Source organism: Sphingomonas rhamnosi (assembly GCF_036663615.1).
Taxonomy (GTDB): domain Bacteria; phylum Pseudomonadota; class Alphaproteobacteria; order Sphingomonadales; family Sphingomonadaceae; genus Sphingomonas.
In genome coordinates this window covers 319,518-338,206 of the sequence record NZ_JAXOJJ010000002.1, presented here as the reverse complement: position 1 = coordinate 338,206, position 18,689 = coordinate 319,518, and the positions used below count along the sequence as shown (strand labels likewise).

The following is an 18,689-nucleotide window of genomic DNA, read 5'->3' as shown; positions in this document are numbered from 1 at the left end:
GTCGTAGATGAGCGTCATCTGGTTTGACAACATTCCGCGTTATGGTAGCCCTATCACCGCACAGTTCATCGGGGGCGTGCATAATCGTACAGACGAACCGAAGAGTTCGTTTGCGAGGAGGGGTGTATGCAGGGGTTATCGGGGACGCTCGCGCGTTCGGTTTCGGCGATCGCAATCGTTACGTGTCTGATGGCGCCAGGCATGGTGGCGGCGCAGACAGCGCCGGGCGCGGACGCGGCCAATGCGCAGCCGACCACGCTCACCGCCCCTGCGACCGATGCGGCGGGGGCGCAGGTCGCCAGCCAGGATCCACAAGCGACGACGCAGCCCGAGAGCGACGAGATCGTCGTCACCGGCATCCGCGCAAGCCTTGATCGCGCGATCGACATCAAGCGCAACTCGGCCGGTGTCGTCGACGCGATCTCCGCGGAAGACATCGGCAAGTTCCCCGACACCAACCTGGCCGAATCGCTGCAACGGATCACCGGCGTGTCGATCAGCCGCGCCAACGGCGAAGGGTCGCAGGTCGCGGTCCGCGGGTTCAGCGGCGGCTTCAACCTGGTAACCCTCAACGGCCGACAGCTTCCGGCCACCAGCATCGACACCAGCACCGGCAACGCGTTCGCGACCGGCACCGGCCGGTCGTTCGACTTCCAGAACCTGGCGTCCGAAGGCGTCGCGACGCTGGAGGTTTACAAGACCGGTCGCGCCAACATTCCCTCCGGCGGCATCGGCGCGGCGATCAACGTCGTGACCCGCCACCCCCTCGATGCCACCGAGGGTGGCCTGTCGGGCTCGATCGGCGCCAAGGCGCTCTATGACAGCTCGGTCGAGAAGGCGGAGGCCAACTTGAAGAAGATCACGCCCGAGCTGTCGGGGTTGATCAACTACAAGAACACCGACGAGACGTTCGGCGTCAATATCTTCGGCAGCTATCAGCTGCGCGAATCCGCCTCGGTCCAGTCCAATCCGAACTATTGGAACATCGTGCCGCTGGCCGATTTCCTCAACACCGCCGGATCGTACATCAGGCCGACGACGACGATCACCAATCGTCCGACGACGCCATACGTCCAGATCCCCAACGACAGCCGCTACCAGTTCTCCGAGAACCGTCGCGAGCGGTTGAACGGCCAGGCCAATATCCAGTTCAAGCCGACCGATCGTCTCGAAATCACCGTCGACGGGCTGTACGCCCGCAACAAGCTGAGCGACGAGCGCAGCGAGCAAACCAACTGGTTCCAGCGGCCGTTCACCGCCGTCACCTTCGACGACGACAAGCAGATGCAAAGCGCGGTCATCCTGGCCGAGGCGATCCAGGCGGATAAGGGCTACGAGCAGCAGCGCTTCGCGACCAAGACCCAACTCTATTCGGTCGGCGGCAATCTGAAATGGGAATTCGCCGACAATTTCAAGCTGACGTTGGATGCCAACCACGCCAAGTCGACGACCGATCCGGACAATGCGAACGGATCCTCGGCAACGACGATCTCGATCGGCGCCCCGGTCCGCGCAACCCATCAGGTCGATTTCACCAGTGGCTTCCCGCAGCAATCCGAGACGATCAACGATTGCCGTGCGACCAACGGCAACCGCGGCGGCAACTGCAACAACCAGCTCGACCTCGGCGATCTGGGCAGCCAGGTCGCGCGCAAGATCACGTCGAACCAGGAAGCCCGCATCAACCAATATGGCGGCGACATCGCCTGGGATCTGGGCGGAGGAAGCCGCTTCAACTTCGGCGGCAACTATGTCGATGCGCAAATGCGCTCGACCACCGTCAACACCATCCAGACGTTGGGCGACTGGGGTATCACCGACACCGGTCGTGTCGCGGAATTGGCCGGCGACCTGGTCAAGACCTTTTGCATGACCTGCAAGTTCGACAAATATAACCCGAATTCGTCGGGCTCCTCGCTGGTGGCCTTCCGCGCGAATGCGGTCGATCTGCTCGACATTTTCGAACCCTATTACGTCGCACGCGGCAACGCCGTCTCGCCCAGCCCCTCGTCGGACGATACGGTTGGAGAGAAGACCTGGGCTGTCTACGGCCAAATGACCTGGGCCGGCGACATCGCAGGGCGCCGCGCCAATGCCTTGATCGGGGTCCGCTACGAAAAGACCCGGGTCAAGTCGATCGGCGTCCAATCGGTGCCCAGCGCGATCCGCTGGTCGCAGGACAATGATTTCGCGGTCGATGGCGGGCCGCCGAGCGGGGCCGTCACGGTCCGGGCGAGCTACGACAATCTGCTGCCGTCGCTCGATTTCAACATCGAGCCGATCGACAACGTCGTCGCGCGCGCCTCGTTCAGCCGGACGCTGGCCCGTGCCGACTACGGCAATCTGTTCGCCTCGGTCAGCGCCGGGGCACCCAACCGCCCGACCGCGCTCGGCGCGGCGCCGGCCGGTGCAAACCGGCAGGATCCCGCGCTGTTGCCGCTGGTGTCGGACAATTTCGACGTGTCGCTCGAATGGTATTACAAGCCGACGAGCTTCGTGTCGGTCGGTTTCTTCAACAAGGACGTCCGGAACTTCGTCGGTAACCAGGTCACCAACGGCAATCTGTTCGGGTTGCGCGATCCAGGCTCGGGCGCCGCAGGTTCGCGCTCCGGCATCGCGCTGGCGTATCTGCGAAATAACAACCTTCCGCTCAGCGACATCAACCTGTTCTCCTACACCGCGCTGCTGACGCAGAATAACGGCAACCAGGCTGCGGCGTCTGCCGCGTTCCAGAGCAACATCGATCCCGCGACGGGGGGGCTCAGGACACAGTTCGTCGTCGATCTTGCCAACGCGGTCGATATCGTCGCCGATCCCAACGATCCGCTGTTCAATTTCGCGATCAGCGGGCCGGTCAACAACCGCGAGGGCAACATCCACGGCTTCGAACTCGCCTGGACCAACTTCTTCGGCCAGTCGGGTTTCGGTTTCGCCGCTTCGTACACGAAGGTGACGGGTGACGTGAACGTCGACCCCTATGCCGACCCGAACGTCAACATCTTCGCGCTCACGGGCCTGGGCGATAGCGCCAACTTTACCGGGATTTACGACAAGGGCGGGATTTCTGCCCGCGTGTCGTACAACTGGCGCGACAAATATCTGTCGGGCACCAACCAGGGCGGTAACCGCAACCCGCTGTTCACCGCGGCGTTCGGCACGCTGGATGCCAGCCTGAGCTACGACATCGCGCAGAACTTCTCGATCTCGCTCGAAGCCGTCAACCTGACCAGCGAGTCGTTCCGGCAATATGCCCGCACCAAGACCAACCTGGTCTATGTGCAGGAGCTCAAGCCACGCTTCTATCTCGGCGCACGCTATCGCTTCTGATCGCGGTCGGGATCGGGCAGAACGTAGTCCGAAACTATCAAGGCCGCCGCCGTTTGTGCGGCGGCCTTTTTCTTTGTCCGCCGCCAACCCGCTGATAGACTTGCCGCATCACCAGGACCGGAGCGGATGACCCCCGTACAGATCAACAATATCGATCACGCCGATCTCCGCGTCAGCCCGCGCGCGGGCGCCGCTCATGGCGACGCCGCCAACCAGGCGCTCGTGTTTCCGGCCGAGTTCGAGGACTTGCAGCGCGAATTCGCCATCATCTTTCGTCGCCGCGACGAAGGACTGCAGGCCTATGTCCTGTTGGGACTGGACCGTGACGAGAATGTGTTTCTGTCCGGCGACTATTGGGCGAGCCGCTATGTGCCGGCTAGCCACCAGCGCGGCCCGTTCTCGATAGGCCTGATTCGCTCCGCCGGGGAGGACGTTGGCGAGCCGATGCTCCACATCGACATCGACGACCCGCGGGTTGGCGATGAGGCGGGGTTGCCGTTGTTCCTCGAACATGGCGGCAACACGCCGTATCTGGAGCGCATCACCGGCGTCTTGCGGCTGATGTACGAGGGGATGGAGACCGCGCCGACGGCTTATGCCGCGCTCGACGAGGCTGGCCTGCTCGCCCCGGTGACGCTGACCATCGATGTCAGCGAGGAGCGCCGTTATACCGTGCCCGACGTGCTGGTGGTGGATATCGAGCGGCTGGCGGCGCTGACCGGAGAACCGCTCGAGCGACTTCATCGCACGGGTATCTTGCGGCTCGCCATCCTGGCCGCGTCGTCGCTCGGCAATATCCAGCAGCTGATTGCCCGCAAGCAACAGTTGCTCGAAGCCGCCGGCTGATCGTGGCGCCCCCCATCACCCGCCGCACGCGCGTGATCGAAGCAGCGGACGCGCGAACGCTGCCCGTCGCCGCGCTGATCGCGGAAGGGCGCCCGGCGATCCTGCGCGGGATCGCGCGCGACGTGCCGTTGGTCGCCGCGGGGCGTCAAGGTGCGGATGCGGCGATCGCCTGGCTCAAGCAGTTCGACGGCGGTCGCCCGGTGACGGCCTATGTCGGCGACCACTCGATCGGCGGACGGTTCGGCTACACCGGCGACTGCACCGCGCTCAATTTCGCGCGGGAACGCGGGTCGCTCTCGGACTATCTCGATCAGCTGCTCGCGGGCGTGGACGATCCCGCTGCGCCCGCCATCTATATCGGCTCCACCGACATCGACCAGTATCTGCCCGGCCTGCGGGAACAGGCCGTGCTGCCGTTCGGCGATCCACAACTGCTGGAGCATCCGCCACTCGTCAGCATCTGGATCGGCAACAAGACGATCGCGTCGGCGCATTACGACATGTCGAACAACATCGCCGTGACCCTGGTCGGTCGGCGGCGTTTCACGCTGTTCCCGCCCGATCAGATCGCCAATCTCTATCCCGGCCCGCTCGATCCGACCCCCGCGGGCCAGGTCGTCTCGATGGTCGATTTCGACGCCCCCGATCTGGAACGGCATCCCGGGTTCGCCGAGGCACTGGCGGCGGCCGAAGTAGCGGAGATGGAACCGGGCGACGCGCTGATCTACCCCGCTCTGTGGTGGCACCAGGTCGAGGCGCTCGATCCGTTCAACGCGATGATCAATTATTGGTGGAACCCGACGCCGCGCTTCATGGACACGCCCCAGACCACGCTGCTGCACGGTCTGCTCAGCCTGCGCGACCGGCCAGAGCACGAGAAGCAGGCGTGGCGGGCGCTGTTCGATTATTATGTGTTCGGGGAGGCCAACCGGCCGACACGGCATCTGCCCGAGGCGGCGCAGGGCGATCTGGCACCGTTGGATGCGCACCGCGCGCGCAGGCTCCGCGGTGAGCTGTTGCGCCGGCTCAATCGTTGAAGCGAGGATCGTAGGATGACCAACCAGGCGGTGAAGCGCGTCGTGATCGCGGGGGGCGGGACCGCCGGCTGGCTGGCAGCCGCGGTGCTGTCACGCCAACTCGGCAAGCTGCTCGACATCACGCTGGTGGAATCGGAAGAGATCGGGACGATCGGTGTCGGCGAGGCGACGATCCCGACGATGCGCGCGTTCCAGAGCCTGCTCGGCGTCGACGAGCGCGCGTTCATGCGCGAGACCAAGGCGAGCTTCAAACTGGGGATCGCGTTCGAAGGCTGGACGCGACCCGAAGACCGCTACGTCCATTCGTTCGGGCAGGTCGGCAAATCGACGTGGATGGGCGACTTCCAGCATTTCTGGCTCGCCGCGCGCGCGCGCGGCGACGCCGGCGATCTCGGCGACTATTGTTTCGAACTGCAGGCAGCGGAAGCCGGCCGGTTCGCGACCGACGCGCAATCGCCGATCAACTACGCCTATCACCTCGACGCCGGCCTTTATGCGCGCTTCCTGCGATCTCGCGCGGAGGCGGACGGGCTGAAGCGGGTCGAAGGCAAGGTCGCGACCGTCGAACAGGATTCGGAGACCGGGGACATCCGCGCGCTGCTGTTGGAGTCGGGCGCGCGGATCGAGGGCGATCTGTTCATCGACTGCACGGGGTTCGCGGCGCTGCTGATCGGCAAGACGCTGGGAGTCGGCTACGAGGATTGGGGGCATTGGCTCGCGACCGACCGCGCGTTCGCGGTGCAGACCGCCGCGGTCGAGCCCGCGCGGCCGTACACGCGCGCGATTGCGCACGATGCCGGGTGGCGGTGGAAGATTCCGTTACAGCACCGTGTCGGCAACGGGCTGATCTATGCCAGCGCGCATCTGTCCGACGACGACGCGCGCGCGCGGTTGCTGGACGCGGTCGAGGGCGAGGTGCTGATCGAACCGCGGCAGATCCGCTATCGCACCGGGCGGCGGCTGCGCGTCTGGGAAAAGAACTGCGTCGCGCTGAGCCTGGCGAGCGGGTTCGTCGAGCCGCTCGAGTCGACCACGTTGCACCTGATCATGACCGGGCTGACCCGGCTGATGCAGCAATTCCCGTCCGAGGGGATCAGCGAGGCGGTGGTCGCCCGCTATAACGCGCAATCGCAGCGCGAGCTGGAGTCGGTGCGCGACTTCATCATCCTCCACTATCATCTCAACCAGCGCGACGAGCCGTTCTGGCGCGAGCGGCGCGAGATGACGATTCCGGACAGCCTGCGCGCGCGGATCGCGTTGTTCGAGGAAGCGGCGCAGGCCTATCAATCCGGCGACGATCTGTTCCGCGTCGATTCCTGGCTTCAGGTGATGCTGGGGCAGGGCCTCCAGCCGCGGACGCACCACCCGATGGCGCGGATCATGCCGGCCGAGCAACTCGCCCGCGCACTAGGCGATATCCGGACCAATATCGGCGCCGCGGTCGCGAAGCTGCCGCAGCACCAGGCGTTCCTCGACCGCTATTGCGCCCCGGCCTGACGCCAAGGGCGGACGGCAGCCCGTCAGCGCAGAATGCCGCGGGTTCGCGTCTTCACGCAGGCGAGCATGTCGTGCGAGGTCATGAACAAGGTCGACCCGTCTGGTCCGCCGAAGCAGCAGTTCGCGATCGTTTTCCCGGTCGATATGATTCCCAGCAGGCGACCCTCGGGTGTCAGCACATGAACACCACCGGGGCCGCCGACGAACAGGCGCCCGGCGCGGTCGGTGACCATGCCGTCGGGTAGCCCCGATCCGCCCGCGGCCTGCTGCGCGCGCATGTCGCTGAACAGCCGCGGTTTGCCGACGGCGCCGCGGGCGTCGAGCGGATAGGCGAGCACCTCGGGCCGGGTTTCGTCCGACAGCGCGAGGTATAACGTCCGTTCGTCGGGTGAGAGCGCGATGCCGTTGGGGCGACGATGCGTACCGTCGAGCAGCGCCAGCGTGCCGTCGGGGTCGAGCCGATACAGGCCCTGGAAGTCCAGTTCGCGTAGCGGCGAATGGTCCTGGTCCTTCAGGCCATAGGGCGGATCGGTGAAGTAGATCGTGCCGTTGCGGGCGACGATGACGGTGTTGGGGCTGTTGAACCGCTTGCCCTGGTAGCTATCGACGAGGATCGTCTTCTTGCGCGTATCCAGGTCGACGCGGGCAATCGCGCGGCTGCCGCTGTCGGCCATGACCAGCCGTCCGGCGGGGTCGATCGCCAGCCCGTTCGCGCCGGCCTCGTTGAACGCGGCCGGCACCGGCCCGGCCAGGCCCGACGGCCGCATGAACACGTCCATCCCCTTGTCCGCACGCCAGCGCCAGATGGTGTTGCCGGGGACGTCGCTGAACAACAGCCAGTTCTTGCGCCGCACCCAGACGGGACCCTCCGCCCAGCGATAGCCTTCGCCGAGCACCTCGATGGGAGCGGCCGGATCGACGATCGCGTCGAGCGCGGGATCGAGCCGTTGTATGCTGCCGATCCGGCGGCGTGCCGGCAAGGCTGCGTGCGTTGCGGCGGCGATCGGGAGCACCGCGGCGGCAGAGAGGATCTGGCGGCGGGAAAGGATGGTCATGCGGCGGTCAGCGTGACGGTGCGGCCTTCGCGCGCGGCACGGTAGATCGCCTCGATCACGCGCATGTCGGCAAGCCCCTCTTCGCCGGGCACGATCGGCTTGCGCCCGGTCTTCACACATTCCGACAGATGGTCGAGTTGCCCGACGAACTGGTTCGGTCCCGTCTGCGGCAACACCCGCGGCGCGGTCTGGCCATCCTTGCGGATCGTCATCCGCTGCCCCTCATACGAGGTGGCGGGTTCCATATCGATAGAGCCCTTGGTGCCGACCACGCGGTAGCCATTGTGGTTCGAGCTGTAGCTCGACACGCAATTCGCAATGATCCCCGATGGGAAGCGAAGCATGAAATCGATGCGGTCCTCGACGGTGCGGAAGCGGGGGTCGCTGCGGTCGGTCGATTCGATCGCGCTGACCTGCACGGGCTCCTCGCCGGTCAGATAGCGCGCGGCGTTGAGGCTGTAGATGCCGATGTCCATCAGCGACCCGCCCCCCGACATCGGCCGATCGAGCCGCCACTGGTTGGGTTGCGCGTCGAAGCCATGTTCGGCGGTGATGATCCGCGTCGGCCCGACATCGCCGCGGCGCGCCAGTTCGATCGCCCACCGGTTGTAGGGTTCGAAGCGCGAACGATAGCCGATCATCAGCAGGCGGTTGGCCGTGCGGCAGGCCGCGATCATCGTCTGCGCCTCGGCGACGCTGGTCGCCATCGGCTTCTCGCACATCACATGCTTGCCGGCCTTGGCCGCGCGGACGACATATTCGGCGTGAAGGCTGTTGGGCAGCACGACATAGACGATATCGACGTCGGGGTTGTCGCGGATCGTGTCGAAATTGGCGTAGGAATAGCGATTGCGCGCCGGGATGGCGTACTCGGCCCCGTATTTCGCCAGTTTCGCGGGGGTTCCGCTGACCAGGGCCACCAGACGCGAATGCGCGCAATTGGCGAACTGCGGCATGATCTGCTTGGTCGCATAGCTGCCGAGCCCGACGATCGCGTAGCCGAGCTTCCGCTTCGGATCGGTCTGCGCGGTCGCCGGACCGGTCGACATCGCGACCAGCCCGGCGCCCAGGCCCATGAGGATGTCGCGGCGGCTGGTGTCCTCGATGCTCATGGGCCTTCTCCTTGCTCGTGAATTACAGAAAGCGGTTGATCAAATTCTCGAGACGTTCCTGCTGGCCGGAAACCGGCTTCGGATCGATCGCCCGCTCGACCGCCAAGTCGGCAATACCCGCGAGGTCGAGACCGCCGATCGTGCCGCCGAAATCACCGTCCCAGCCGGCATAGCGCTTGGCCTTGATCGCATCGACGCGGCCGTCCTCGATGATCGCGGCAGCCGACAACAGCCCCTTGGCGACGACGTCGATGCCGCCGACATGGCCGTAGAACAGGTCAGCCGGGTCCATGCTCTGGCGCCGCACCTTGGCGTCGAAGTTGAACCCACCGGTGGTGAAGCCACCGCCACGGAGAATCTCGACCATCGCCAGCGTCAGCTCCTCGACCGAGTTCGGGAACTGGTCGGTGTCCCAGCCATTCTGCGGGTCGCCGCGGTTGGCGTCGATCGAGCCGAAGATGCCGAGCGCGTTGGCGGTCGCGATCTCGTGCTCGAAGGTGTGGCCCGACAGCGTGGCGTGGTTTGCCTCGATGTTGACGCGGACTTCGTTCTCGAGCCCGTAGCGCTTGAGGAAGCCGTACACCGTGGCGGTGTCGAAGTCGTACTGGTGCTTGGTGGGCTCGTGCGGCTTGGGTTCGATCAGGATCGTGCCGGTGAAGCCGATCTTGTGCTTGTGCTCGACCACCAAACTGAGGAAGCGGCCGAAATTGTCGAGCTCGCGCTTCATGTCGGTGTTGAGCAGCGTCTCGTAACCCTCGCGACCGCCCCACAGTACGTAGTTCTGGCCGCCCAGGCGATGCGTCGCCTCGAGCGCGTCGCGGACCTGCATTGCGGCAAAGGCGAACACTTCGGGGTCGGGGTTGGTCGAGGCACCGGCGGCGTAGCGCGGGTGGCTGAACGCGTTGGCGGTGCCCCAAAGCAGCTTGCGGCCCGACGAGGCCTGGAGCTTCTCCAGATGGTCGACGGCCTCGGCGAAGAAGCGGCGATGCTCGCCGACATTGGCGGCGTCGGCCATCACGTCGACGTCATGGAAGCAGTAATAGGGGACGTCGAGCTTCTGGAAGAAGTCGAACGCGACCTCGCGCTTCTGCGCGGCGGCGGCGCTGTCGTTGGCGCCGGCGTGCCACGGGCGGTTGAACGTGCCGCCGCCGAACACGTCGGAACCGGGCCAGCAGAAGGTGTGCCAGAAGCATGCAGCGAAGCGCAGATGCTCTTCCATGGTCTTGCCGCGAACGACGCGGTTCTTGTCGTAATAGCGATAGGCCAGCTCGTTGGTGCTGTCGGGGCCCTCAAATTTGATCTGAGGAATGTCGGCGAAGAAGTCGGACATGGGCAATTCCTAGGATTTGGGGGTAATGCGCGAATAGGCGTTGCGGAAGGCGGCCTTCTTTTCGGCAAGCGCCGAAACGAGAGCCGGATCGGGTGCGATACGGTGCGATACGGGGGGCGCGACGCAGATGGTAGCGGGATCGCCGCCATCGACGCCCAGCTGTGCAAGACGCGCGGCACCGAGAGCGGGGCCGACCTCGCCGCCCTGGAGATAGACGAGTTCGACCTCCATCGCGGCAGCGAGCGTCTCGCCCCAATAGCGCGAGCGTGCGCCGCCGCCGATCACCGCGAGGCGATCGATGGTGGTCCCGGCGTCGCGCAGGACGTCGACGCCGTCGGCGAGCGCGAACGCCACGCCTTCTAGCACTGCCTGGGACAGGCGGCCCGCGTCGGTGTCGTTGTCGAGGCGCAGGAACGCGCCGCGCACCTCGGCATCGTTGTGCGGGGTCCGCTCGCCCGAGAGATAGGGGAGGAAGAGCTCGGGGCCGCTGGCCGGGCCGGCCGCCTCGGCGCGTGCGAACAGCTCGGCCGGGCCGCTCGCGCCGGTGATCTTGGCGACCCAGTCGATGCAGGACGCGGCCGACAGATGCACCGACATCTGGTGCCACATGCCCGGCAGCGCGTGGCAGAAGGCGTGGACGGCGCTATCGGCGTTGGGGCGGAAGTCCTTGGTGGCGACGAAGATCACGCCCGAGGTGCCGAGCGACAGCAGCGCATCGCCGTCCGCGACCACGCCGACGCCGACCGCACCGGCGGCATTGTCACCACCGCCGGCCGCGACGGGGACCTGCGGCATGCCCCAGAGTTCGGCGACCTCGGCGGTCAGCGTGCCGGTGATCTGCGACCCTTCGTAGAGCGCGGGCATCTGCGCCTGCGTCAACCCGCACGCGGCCAGCAGTTCGTCGCTCCAGCAGCGCCCGGCGACATCGAGCCACAAGGTGCCGGCGCTGTCCGACAGGTCGGACGCCTTGTCACCGGTCATCAGCAGGCGGACATAGTCCTTGGGCAGCAGCACGGTCGCGATCTTCGCGAACACCTCCGGCTCATGGTCGCGGACCCAGAGCAGCTTCGGCGCGGTGAATCCGGGCATCGCGATGTTGCCCGCGATCGCGCGCAGGTTCGGCACCGCGCGCTCCATCGCTTCGCACTCGGCGAAACTGCGGCCGTCGTTCCACAGGATGGCGGGGCGCAAGGGGCGGTCGTCGGCGTCGAGCAGGGTCGCGCCGTGCATCTGCCCGGCGAGCCCGACACCGCGGACCGAGCGGCGGACCGCGGGGTCGATCGCCTGCACCGCAGCGGTCGTCGCGCGCCACCATGCGCCGGGATCCTGTTCGGACCAGAGCGGATGCGGGCGCTGGACGGTCAGCGCGGCGGTACCCTGACCGACGACGCTGCCCGTCTCGTCGAGCACGACCGCCTTGACGCCCGACGTCCCGATATCGATTCCGAGGAACATCAGTTGACGAACGGATCGATGGTCGGGATCGAGCCGTCGGCCGCGAACTTCAGTTCGGTCACCTTGACGTTGCGCAGGTGGTTCTTGTTGCTCATCTGCGTGTCCGCATAGAACAACCACCATTTGTTGTTCCACTCGATGATCGAGTGATGGCTGGTCCAGCCCTGCACGGGCTTCAGGATATGGCCTTTGTAGGTGAACGGCCCGTACGGGTTGTCGCCGGTCGCGTAGTTCAGGAAGTGCGTGTCGCCGGTCGAGTAGGTGTAGTAATATTTGCCGCCGCGCTTGAAGACCCACGACGCCTCGAAGAAGCGCCGCTCATGGTCGCCGCCGAGGACCGGCTTGCCGGCCTCGTCGAGGATCTGGACGTCACGCGGGGTCTCGGCGAAGCTCTTCATGTCGGGGTTCAGGCGTGCGATCTTGCCCGACAGCGCGGGCTGGTCGTCCTTGCCGAGATCGGTGTCGGAGCCGTTGGGATCGAACTTGCCGTCCTTCCAACGCTGCAGCTGGCCGCCCCAGATGCCGCCGAAATACATGTAGCTGGTGCCGTTTGCGTCGGTGAACACCGCGGGGTCCATCGAGAAGCTGCCGGCGATCGGCTTGGGATCGGCCTTGAACGGGCCGACCGGGCTCTTCGAGGTCGCGACCCCGATGCGGAACGTGCCCAGGCCGTTCTTGTCGAGCTGTTTGTCGCGGACCGGGAAGTAGAGGAAATAGGTGCCGTTCTTATACGCGGCGTCGGGCGCCCACATCTGCTGCGACGCCCAGGGCACGTCCTTCACGTCGAGCGCGACGGGGTTGACCTTCACCGGTCCGCCGATCCGGTCCATCGACAACACGCGGTAGTCGCGCATCGCATACTGGTTGCCGAGATCGTCGTCGGCCTTGGTTACGTCGATATCGTGGCTGGGATAGACGTAGATCTTGCCGTTGAAGACGTGCGCCGAGGGGTCGGCGGTGTAGATGCTGGTGACGAGCGGCTGCGACAGATAGCGCTTGCCCTCGGGGCTGCGCGGCTCGGCCTTGGCGGGGGCGCCGGCGCTCTGCGCGGTCGCGACGGTGCAAGCCAGCAAGGCTGGTAGCGCAGCGCAGACGATGGGGAGACGGAGGCGCATGACCCTTGGATCCTTCCTAATAAAGCGATCTTCTACGAGATCGTGAATCCCACAGCAGTGGATAGCGCTACCATATCAACCCTGCGGGTTCCGGCAAGAGCCCTGGACGGCGTACAGCCAGTAAACCGCCTGGACCGGCAAGGCTTTCAACCGGCTTTACCCGCATCCAGGGCTTGCCGGCGGTAACCGTTGCGCTAACGTTATCAGCTTATGAATGCTCCCGTGACCAGTACCCGACCCTCCCGCCGTGCCGGCAACGCCCCGACGATCAGCGACGTCGCACGACTTGCCGGTGTGTCGCCTATGACCGTATCGCGTGTCATCAACGGCGAGAGCAACGTTCGCCCGGCGACCCGCGAGCTGGTCAACACCGCCATATCGACTCTCAGCTACGCCCCCAATTCGGCCGCGCGCAGCCTGGCCGGCGCGGGCCAGATCCGGATCGGTCTGCTCTACAGCAACCCCAGCGCGGGCTTTCTCAGCGAGTTTCTGCTGGGAAGCCTCGATCAGGCGTCGCGCAGCGACGTGCAGATCATCGTCGAGAAATGCGAACTGGGCCAGCACGAGATCGAGGTTACGAAGCACCTGATCGACGGCGGCATCGACGGCATCGTTCTGCCGCCACCGCTGTGCGAAGCCGACGCGGTTCTGGCACTTCTGGCGGCGGCGCGGGTACCGACCGTGTCGGTGGCCAGCGGATTGCCGTCCGACGACATTTTGGCGGTTCGGATCGACGATCGCGAAGCGGCGCTGACGATGACCCGCCATATCATGGCGCTCGGGCACCAACGGATCGGGTTCATCACCGGCAACCCCAATCTCTCGGCCAGCGCGCGCCGGCTGGAAGGCTATGCCGCCGCGCTGCAGGAAGCGGGGGTCGCGGTCGACGATGCGTTGATCACGCACGGGCTCTTCACCTATCGCTCCGGACTGGACGCCGCCGAGCAGTTGCTGGCGCTGGCGGATCCTCCGACCGCGATCTTCTCGTCGAACGACGACATGGCAGCGGCAACGGTGGCGGTGGCGCATCGCCGCGGGTTGGACGTACCGGGCGACCTGACCGTCTGCGGGTTCGACGACACCACGCTCTCGACCGCGATCTGGCCCGAATTGACGACCATCCATCAACCGATCGCGGATATGTCGCGTGCTGCGGTCGAGATGCTGGTGTCGGCGATTCGGCGGACGAAGGGCGCCGACGTGCCCGAACGCCACCGGCTGCTCGATTATACACTGATCCGGCGCCAGTCGGACGCGGCGCCGCGGCGGCGACCCACGGTGCGGCCCGCTTGACGCGACCGAAATTGATGGTAGCGATAACAGTCAAGGTGCGGGCCGACTGATCGGTGATGCTCCGCAAGGAGAGTTTCGCGTGCAACGCCAACCGGTTCGTCCATTCCGCTCGCGCGACTGGTTCGCCGACCCCGCGCGGTCCGACATGACCGCGCTCTACAGGGCCGGGCGTTGCGATGCGCCAGTCGACGATGCCGAGATCGCGCGTCGTCGTGACGCGCCGCCGCCGCCACTGACCCCGCCGAGCAACACGCCCGGGGAGGAACTGTACCGCGAAAAGACCGCGCAGTTCGCCGATGGCGAGGTGCTCGATTTCGCTGTGAAGTATCGTGGGATCGCCGCTAAGACGCCGCGGCACAATCACTGATTTGTTGACTTACGTACCAAACGGCCGACATAACGGTAGGGGAGAGGGATGATGACGGATACACGCGTAACGGGGGGAGCCGCGGTCAACCACGGCTTCATCGCCGCCATCGTCGTGGTGGCGACGATCGGCGGATTCATGTTCGGCTATGATTCGGGCGTGATCAACGGCACGCAGAAGGGGCTCGAGGCGGCGTTCGGCCTCGGCCGGCTCGGCATCGGCGTCAATGTCGGCGCGATCCTGGTCGGGTCCGCGGTCGGCGCGTTCACCGCGGGCCGGCTGGCCGACGCGATCGGTCGCCGCAACGTGATGATGATCGCGGCGGGGCTGTTCCTGTTCAGCGCGCTGCTGGCAGGCGCTGCGACGGGGTCGGCGATCTTCATCTTCGCGCGTATCATCGGCGGTCTCGGCGTCGGCGCGGCCAGCGTCATTTCGCCGGTCTACATTTCCGAAGTCACGCCGGCGTCGATCCGCGGACGACTGTCGAGCGTGCAGCAGGTGATGATCATCTCCGGCCTGACCGGCGCGTTCGTCGCGAACTTCGCGCTGGCACGCTATGCCGGCGGTTCGACGGCTGATTTCTGGCTGGGCTATGCCGCGTGGCGCTGGATGTTCTGGCTTCAGGCGCTCCCGGCGGCGATCTACTTCGTTGCGCTGCTGACGATCCCGGAGAGCCCGCGCTTTCTGGTCGCCAAGGGTCGTGACGAAGAGGCACGTACCGTGCTGACTCGCCTGTTCGGCTCTGCCGAGGCCGACCGCAAGGTCGTCGAGATCCGCAATTCGCTCGCCGCTGATCATCACAAGCCCAAGCTCAGCGATCTGGTCGACAAGACCACCGGCAAGATTCGCCCGATCCTGTGGGCGGGTATCGGTCTGGCGATCTTCCAGCAGCTCGTCGGCATCAACGTCGTATTCTATTACGGCGCGGTGCTGTGGGAAGCGGTCGGCTTCACCGAAGACAACGCGCTGCAGATCAACATCCTGTCGGGCGTGCTGTCGATCGCAGCGTGCCTGTTCACGATCGCGACGGTCGACAAGATCGGTCGCAAGCCGCTGCTTCTGGTCGGTTCGGCTGGCATGGCGGTGACGCTGGCGGTGGTCGCCTATGCGTTCTCGACCGCGGTCACCGGCGCGGACGGCGCGGTGTCGCTGCCCGGCAACAACGGCCTGATCGCGCTGGTCTCGGCCAATCTGTACGTGATCTTCTTCAACGCCAGCTGGGGCCCGGTGATGTGGGTGATGCTGGGCGAGATGTTCCCGAACCAGATCCGCGGGTCGGGCCTCGCGGTCGCGGGCTTCGCACAGTGGATTGCCAACGCGGCGATCTCGGTCAGCTTCCCGGCGCTCGCGGTGTCGCCGGGCCTGGCGGTAACCTACGCGGGCTACGCGTTCTTCGCGGCGCTTTCGTTCTTCTTCGTGAAGGCGTTGGTCAACGAGACCGCGGGGCGCGAGCTGGAAGACATGGCGGGCTGATCCCCCGCTTCATGTAAGGCTCGAAAAGGGGCGGTACGGGAAGCCGTGCCGCCCTTTTTGCTGTCCGCGTCAGCCCCGGTCCGCGCGTTGCAGCAGCGCGATCCACCAGCGACGCCCCCAGCGCCGCCCCCAGCGCCGCCAGAGCAGGAACAGCAGCGCGAGCACGACCAACGGGGGGCCGAGCGCAGCCAATACCCAGAGCAAGGCCGTTGCCGTCAGTCCGACGGAACCGGCTGCGGTATCCCCGGCGTCGCGAACGCGGTCGACCAGTGCGGTTCCCCGCCCGGTCCGGTAGAGGAAGGTCATCGGCGTCATGGCGAGACGATCGCGTTGCGCGAGCGTGTCGGCCTCGACCGCGTTGGAGGAGACGGCGTGATGGCGCCTCGCGCGGGCGGCGACGGCGCGGAACAAAAGGTGACGCGTGTCGCCGACAGGCTTTGATCGTTACGGGCGCGGGTGCTAGCGTGGCACGCAATGGCCACCGACTTCAAAGACCCGTTCGACAGCATCGTCGACGCTCCGTTCGATAGCGCGCTCAGCGAGCGGTATCTTGTCTATGCGCTGTCGACGATCACCGCACGGTCGTTGCCCGACGTGCGCGACGGGCTGAAGCCGGTTCACAGACGTCTTCTCTGGGCGATGCGCCTCCTGAAGCTGGATCCCGCGCAAGGGTACAAGAAGTGCGCGCGTGTCGTCGGCGACGTGATCGGCAAATATCACCCGCACGGCGACCAGTCGGTCTACGACGCGATGGTGCGCTTGGCGCAGTCGTTCGCGATGCGGTATCCGCTGGTCGACGGGCAGGGCAATTTCGGCAACATCGACGGCGATAACGCCGCCGCCTACCGCTACACCGAGGCCAAACTGACCCAGGTCGCGATGGACCTGATGGACGGGCTCGACGAGGACGCGGTCGCTTATCGCCCGACCTATAATGGCGAGGATCACGAGCCCGAGCTGTTCCCGGGGTTATTCCCCAATCTGCTCGCCAACGGCGCGAGTGGGATCGCGGTGGGGATGGCGACGAGCATCCCGCCGCACAACGCCGCCGAACTGCTCGAGGCGGCGATCATGCTGGTCGACCGGCCCGATGCCGACGACGCGATGATCCTGGAGCATGTGAAGGGCCCCGACTTCCCGACCGGCGGGCTGGTGGTCGATCCGCCGGCGGTGATGCGCGAATCCTATGCGACCGGGCGCGGCGGCTTTCGCGTGCGGGCGCGCTTCGAGGTCGAGCGCGAGAAGGGCGGCGGCTGGCAGATCATCGTCACCGAGATTCCGTACGGCGTGCAGAAGGGCAAGCTGATCGAGCAGATCGCCGAGCTGATCAACGCCAAGCGGCTGCCGATCCTGGCGGACGTGCGCGACGAATCGGATGCGGAGGTGCGGATCGTGCTCGAACCGCGCAGCCGGACGGTCGATGCGCAGGTTATGATGGAGGGGCTGTTCCGGCTGACCGACCTCGAGACGCGGGTGAGCCTGAACCTCAACGTGCTCGACAAGGATCGCACGCCGCGGGTCATGTCCTTGCGCGAGGCGCTGTCGGCCTGGGTCGAGCATCAGTTCGTGGTGCTGCGCAGGCGGACCGAGCATCGCCTCGCCAAGATCGCCGACCGGATCGAGCTGCTCGAAGGCTATCTGGTCGCGTATCTGAACCTCGATCGGGTGATCGCCATTATCCGCACCGAGGACGAGCCGAAGCAGGTGATGATCGCCGAGTTCGCGCTGACCGACCGGCAGGCCGAGGCGATCCTCAACATGCGGCTGCGGTCGCTCAGGCGGCTCGAGGAGTTCGAGATTCGCGGCGAGCGCGACAAGCTCGACAAGGAGCGCGCCGATCTGGCGGCGTTGCTCGATTCGCCGAAGAAGCAGCAGAATCGGATGAAGCGCGATCTGGGCAAGATCCGCGATCGCTATGGCCTGGAGACCGCGCTCGGCAAGCGGCGCACGACGATCGAGGAAGCCGCGCCGACCCGCGACATCCCACTGGAGGCGATGATCGAGCGCGAGCCGATCACGGTCATTCTGTCGCAGCGCGGATGGATCCGGGCGATGCGCGGGCACAATGATCTGACGAGCCCGGAAGCGCTGAAGTTCAAGGAGGGCGATGGCCCGGCGTTCGCGTTTCACGCGCAAACCACCGACAAGCTGTTGCTCGCCGCCGAGAACGGCCGGTTCTACACGCTCGCTTCCGACAAATTGCCGGGCGGGCGCGGGTTCGGCGAGCCGGTACGCGCGATGATCGACCTCGACGGCAGCATCGGCATCGTCGCGCTGCTACCCGCGACGAAGCAGACCCGGCTGATGGTCGCGGCGACCGACGGGCGTGGCTTCGTGGTGAATGCTGCCGACGTCGTCGCGGAGACGCGCAAGGGCAAAACGGTGATGACGCCGCGGCCAGGCGAGATGCTGAAGCTGGTCCGGCCGATCGCCGCGACCGACGATTATGTCGCGGTGATCGGCGACAACCGCAAGATGCTGGTCTTTCCGCTCGCCGAACTGGTCGAGATGACTCGTGGGCAGGGGCTGCAGATGCAGCGCTACCGCGATGGTGGCCTGGCGGACGCGCTCACCTTCGCGTTCGCGAATGGGCTGAGCTGGCCGATGGGCGGCGGTACTGGACGGGTGCGCACCGAATCCGATCTGGGGCCATGGCGCGCGGCGCGCGGCGCAGCCGGACGGATGCCGCCGACGGGATTCCCGCGCGACAATCGCTTCGGATAGAAGCAAATGAGGTCCTTCAGGACGTTTTAACGATCGGGGGGTTAGGCGAGGGTATGTC

14 protein-coding genes are annotated in these 18,689 nt (G+C 65.9%); 8 read left to right on the top strand and 6 right to left on the bottom strand.

The genetic code is table 11. From position 1 onward, the window contains the following. Nucleotides 1-126: 126 nt before the first annotated feature. From U1701_RS06615 to U1701_RS06600, 4 genes are all read left to right on the top strand, one after another. Nucleotides 127-3,327: a TonB-dependent receptor gene (locus tag U1701_RS06615; RefSeq protein WP_332781751.1), complete on the top strand. Its 3,201-nt coding sequence runs from the start codon at nt 127-129 to the stop codon at nt 3,325-3,327. 126 nt (nt 3,328-3,453) lie between these two features. Continuing rightward, entirely contained in the window at nt 3,454-4,173 is a 720-nt protein-coding gene (locus tag U1701_RS06610) for a SapC family protein (protein WP_332781750.1), read from the top strand. 32 nt (nt 4,174-4,205) lie between these two features. Next, a complete protein-coding gene (locus U1701_RS06605) occupies nt 4,206-5,210 on the top strand; it encodes a cupin-like domain-containing protein (RefSeq protein WP_332781749.1) in 1,005 nt (334 codons plus the stop codon). Nucleotides 5,211-5,225: 15 nt separating this feature from the next. Next, nucleotides 5,226-6,707: a tryptophan halogenase family protein gene (locus U1701_RS06600; RefSeq protein WP_332781748.1), complete on the top strand. Its 1,482-nt coding sequence runs from the start codon at nt 5,226-5,228 to the stop codon at nt 6,705-6,707. 23 nt (nt 6,708-6,730) lie between these two features. On the opposite strand, the gene U1701_RS06595 is transcribed toward U1701_RS06600, so the two are convergent. Genes U1701_RS06595 through U1701_RS06575 form a run of 5 tightly spaced genes read right to left on the bottom strand, consistent with a single transcriptional unit; the run spans nt 6,731 to nt 12,774 of the window. Next, nucleotides 6,731-7,762 (bottom strand): SMP-30/gluconolactonase/LRE family protein, encoded by a 1,032-nt coding sequence (locus U1701_RS06595; protein ID WP_332781747.1) that lies wholly within the window; start codon nt 7,760-7,762, stop codon nt 6,731-6,733. Next, complete coding sequence (locus U1701_RS06590) at nt 7,759-8,874, bottom strand: Gfo/Idh/MocA family protein (RefSeq protein ID WP_332781746.1); 1,116 nt, start codon at nt 8,872-8,874, stop codon at nt 7,759-7,761. Before U1701_RS06590 ends, U1701_RS06595 begins: the two co-directional genes overlap by 4 nt. Nucleotides 8,875-8,896: 22 nt before the next feature. Beyond that, nucleotides 8,897-10,204, bottom strand: coding sequence for a xylose isomerase (xylA, locus tag U1701_RS06585; protein WP_332781745.1), 1,308 nt, complete (start codon nt 10,202-10,204; stop codon nt 8,897-8,899). A gap of 9 nt (nt 10,205-10,213) precedes the next feature. Next, nucleotides 10,214-11,659, bottom strand: coding sequence for a xylulokinase (gene xylB / locus U1701_RS06580; RefSeq protein WP_332781744.1), 1,446 nt, complete (start codon nt 11,657-11,659; stop codon nt 10,214-10,216). Then, entirely contained in the window at nt 11,659-12,774 is a 1,116-nt protein-coding gene (locus U1701_RS06575) for a glycoside hydrolase family 43 protein (protein ID WP_332781743.1), read from the bottom strand. The genes xylB and U1701_RS06575 overlap by 1 nt, the downstream gene beginning before the upstream one ends. 210 nt (nt 12,775-12,984) lie before the next feature. On the opposite strand from U1701_RS06575, the gene U1701_RS06570 reads away from it, so the two are divergent. From U1701_RS06570 to U1701_RS06560, 3 genes are all read left to right on the top strand, one after another. After that, nucleotides 12,985-14,067 (top strand): LacI family DNA-binding transcriptional regulator, encoded by a 1,083-nt coding sequence (locus U1701_RS06570; RefSeq protein ID WP_332781742.1) that lies wholly within the window; start codon nt 12,985-12,987, stop codon nt 14,065-14,067. A gap of 79 nt (nt 14,068-14,146) precedes the next feature. Beyond that, on the top strand, nt 14,147-14,434 hold the full coding sequence (locus U1701_RS06565) for a hypothetical protein (protein ID WP_332781741.1): 288 nt from the start codon (nt 14,147-14,149) through the stop codon (nt 14,432-14,434). A 51-nt stretch (nt 14,435-14,485) separates the two neighbouring features. Beyond that, the gene (locus tag U1701_RS06560) at nt 14,486-15,907 is read left to right on the top strand and encodes a sugar porter family MFS transporter (protein WP_443025999.1); all 1,422 of its coding nucleotides are present in this window, start codon (nt 14,486-14,488) and stop codon (nt 15,905-15,907) included. A 69-nt stretch (nt 15,908-15,976) separates the two neighbouring features. On the opposite strand, the gene U1701_RS06555 is transcribed toward U1701_RS06560, so the two are convergent. Continuing rightward, the gene (locus tag U1701_RS06555; protein WP_332781739.1) at nt 15,977-16,222 is read right to left on the bottom strand and encodes a hypothetical protein; all 246 of its coding nucleotides are present in this window, start codon (nt 16,220-16,222) and stop codon (nt 15,977-15,979) included. Between the two features lie 159 nt (nt 16,223-16,381). Between U1701_RS06555 and parC the strand changes: the two genes are divergently transcribed. Continuing rightward, nucleotides 16,382-18,631: a DNA topoisomerase IV subunit A gene (gene parC / locus U1701_RS06550; protein WP_332781738.1), complete on the top strand. Its 2,250-nt coding sequence runs from the start codon at nt 16,382-16,384 to the stop codon at nt 18,629-18,631. The last annotated feature ends 58 nt before the right edge of the window (nt 18,632-18,689 follow it).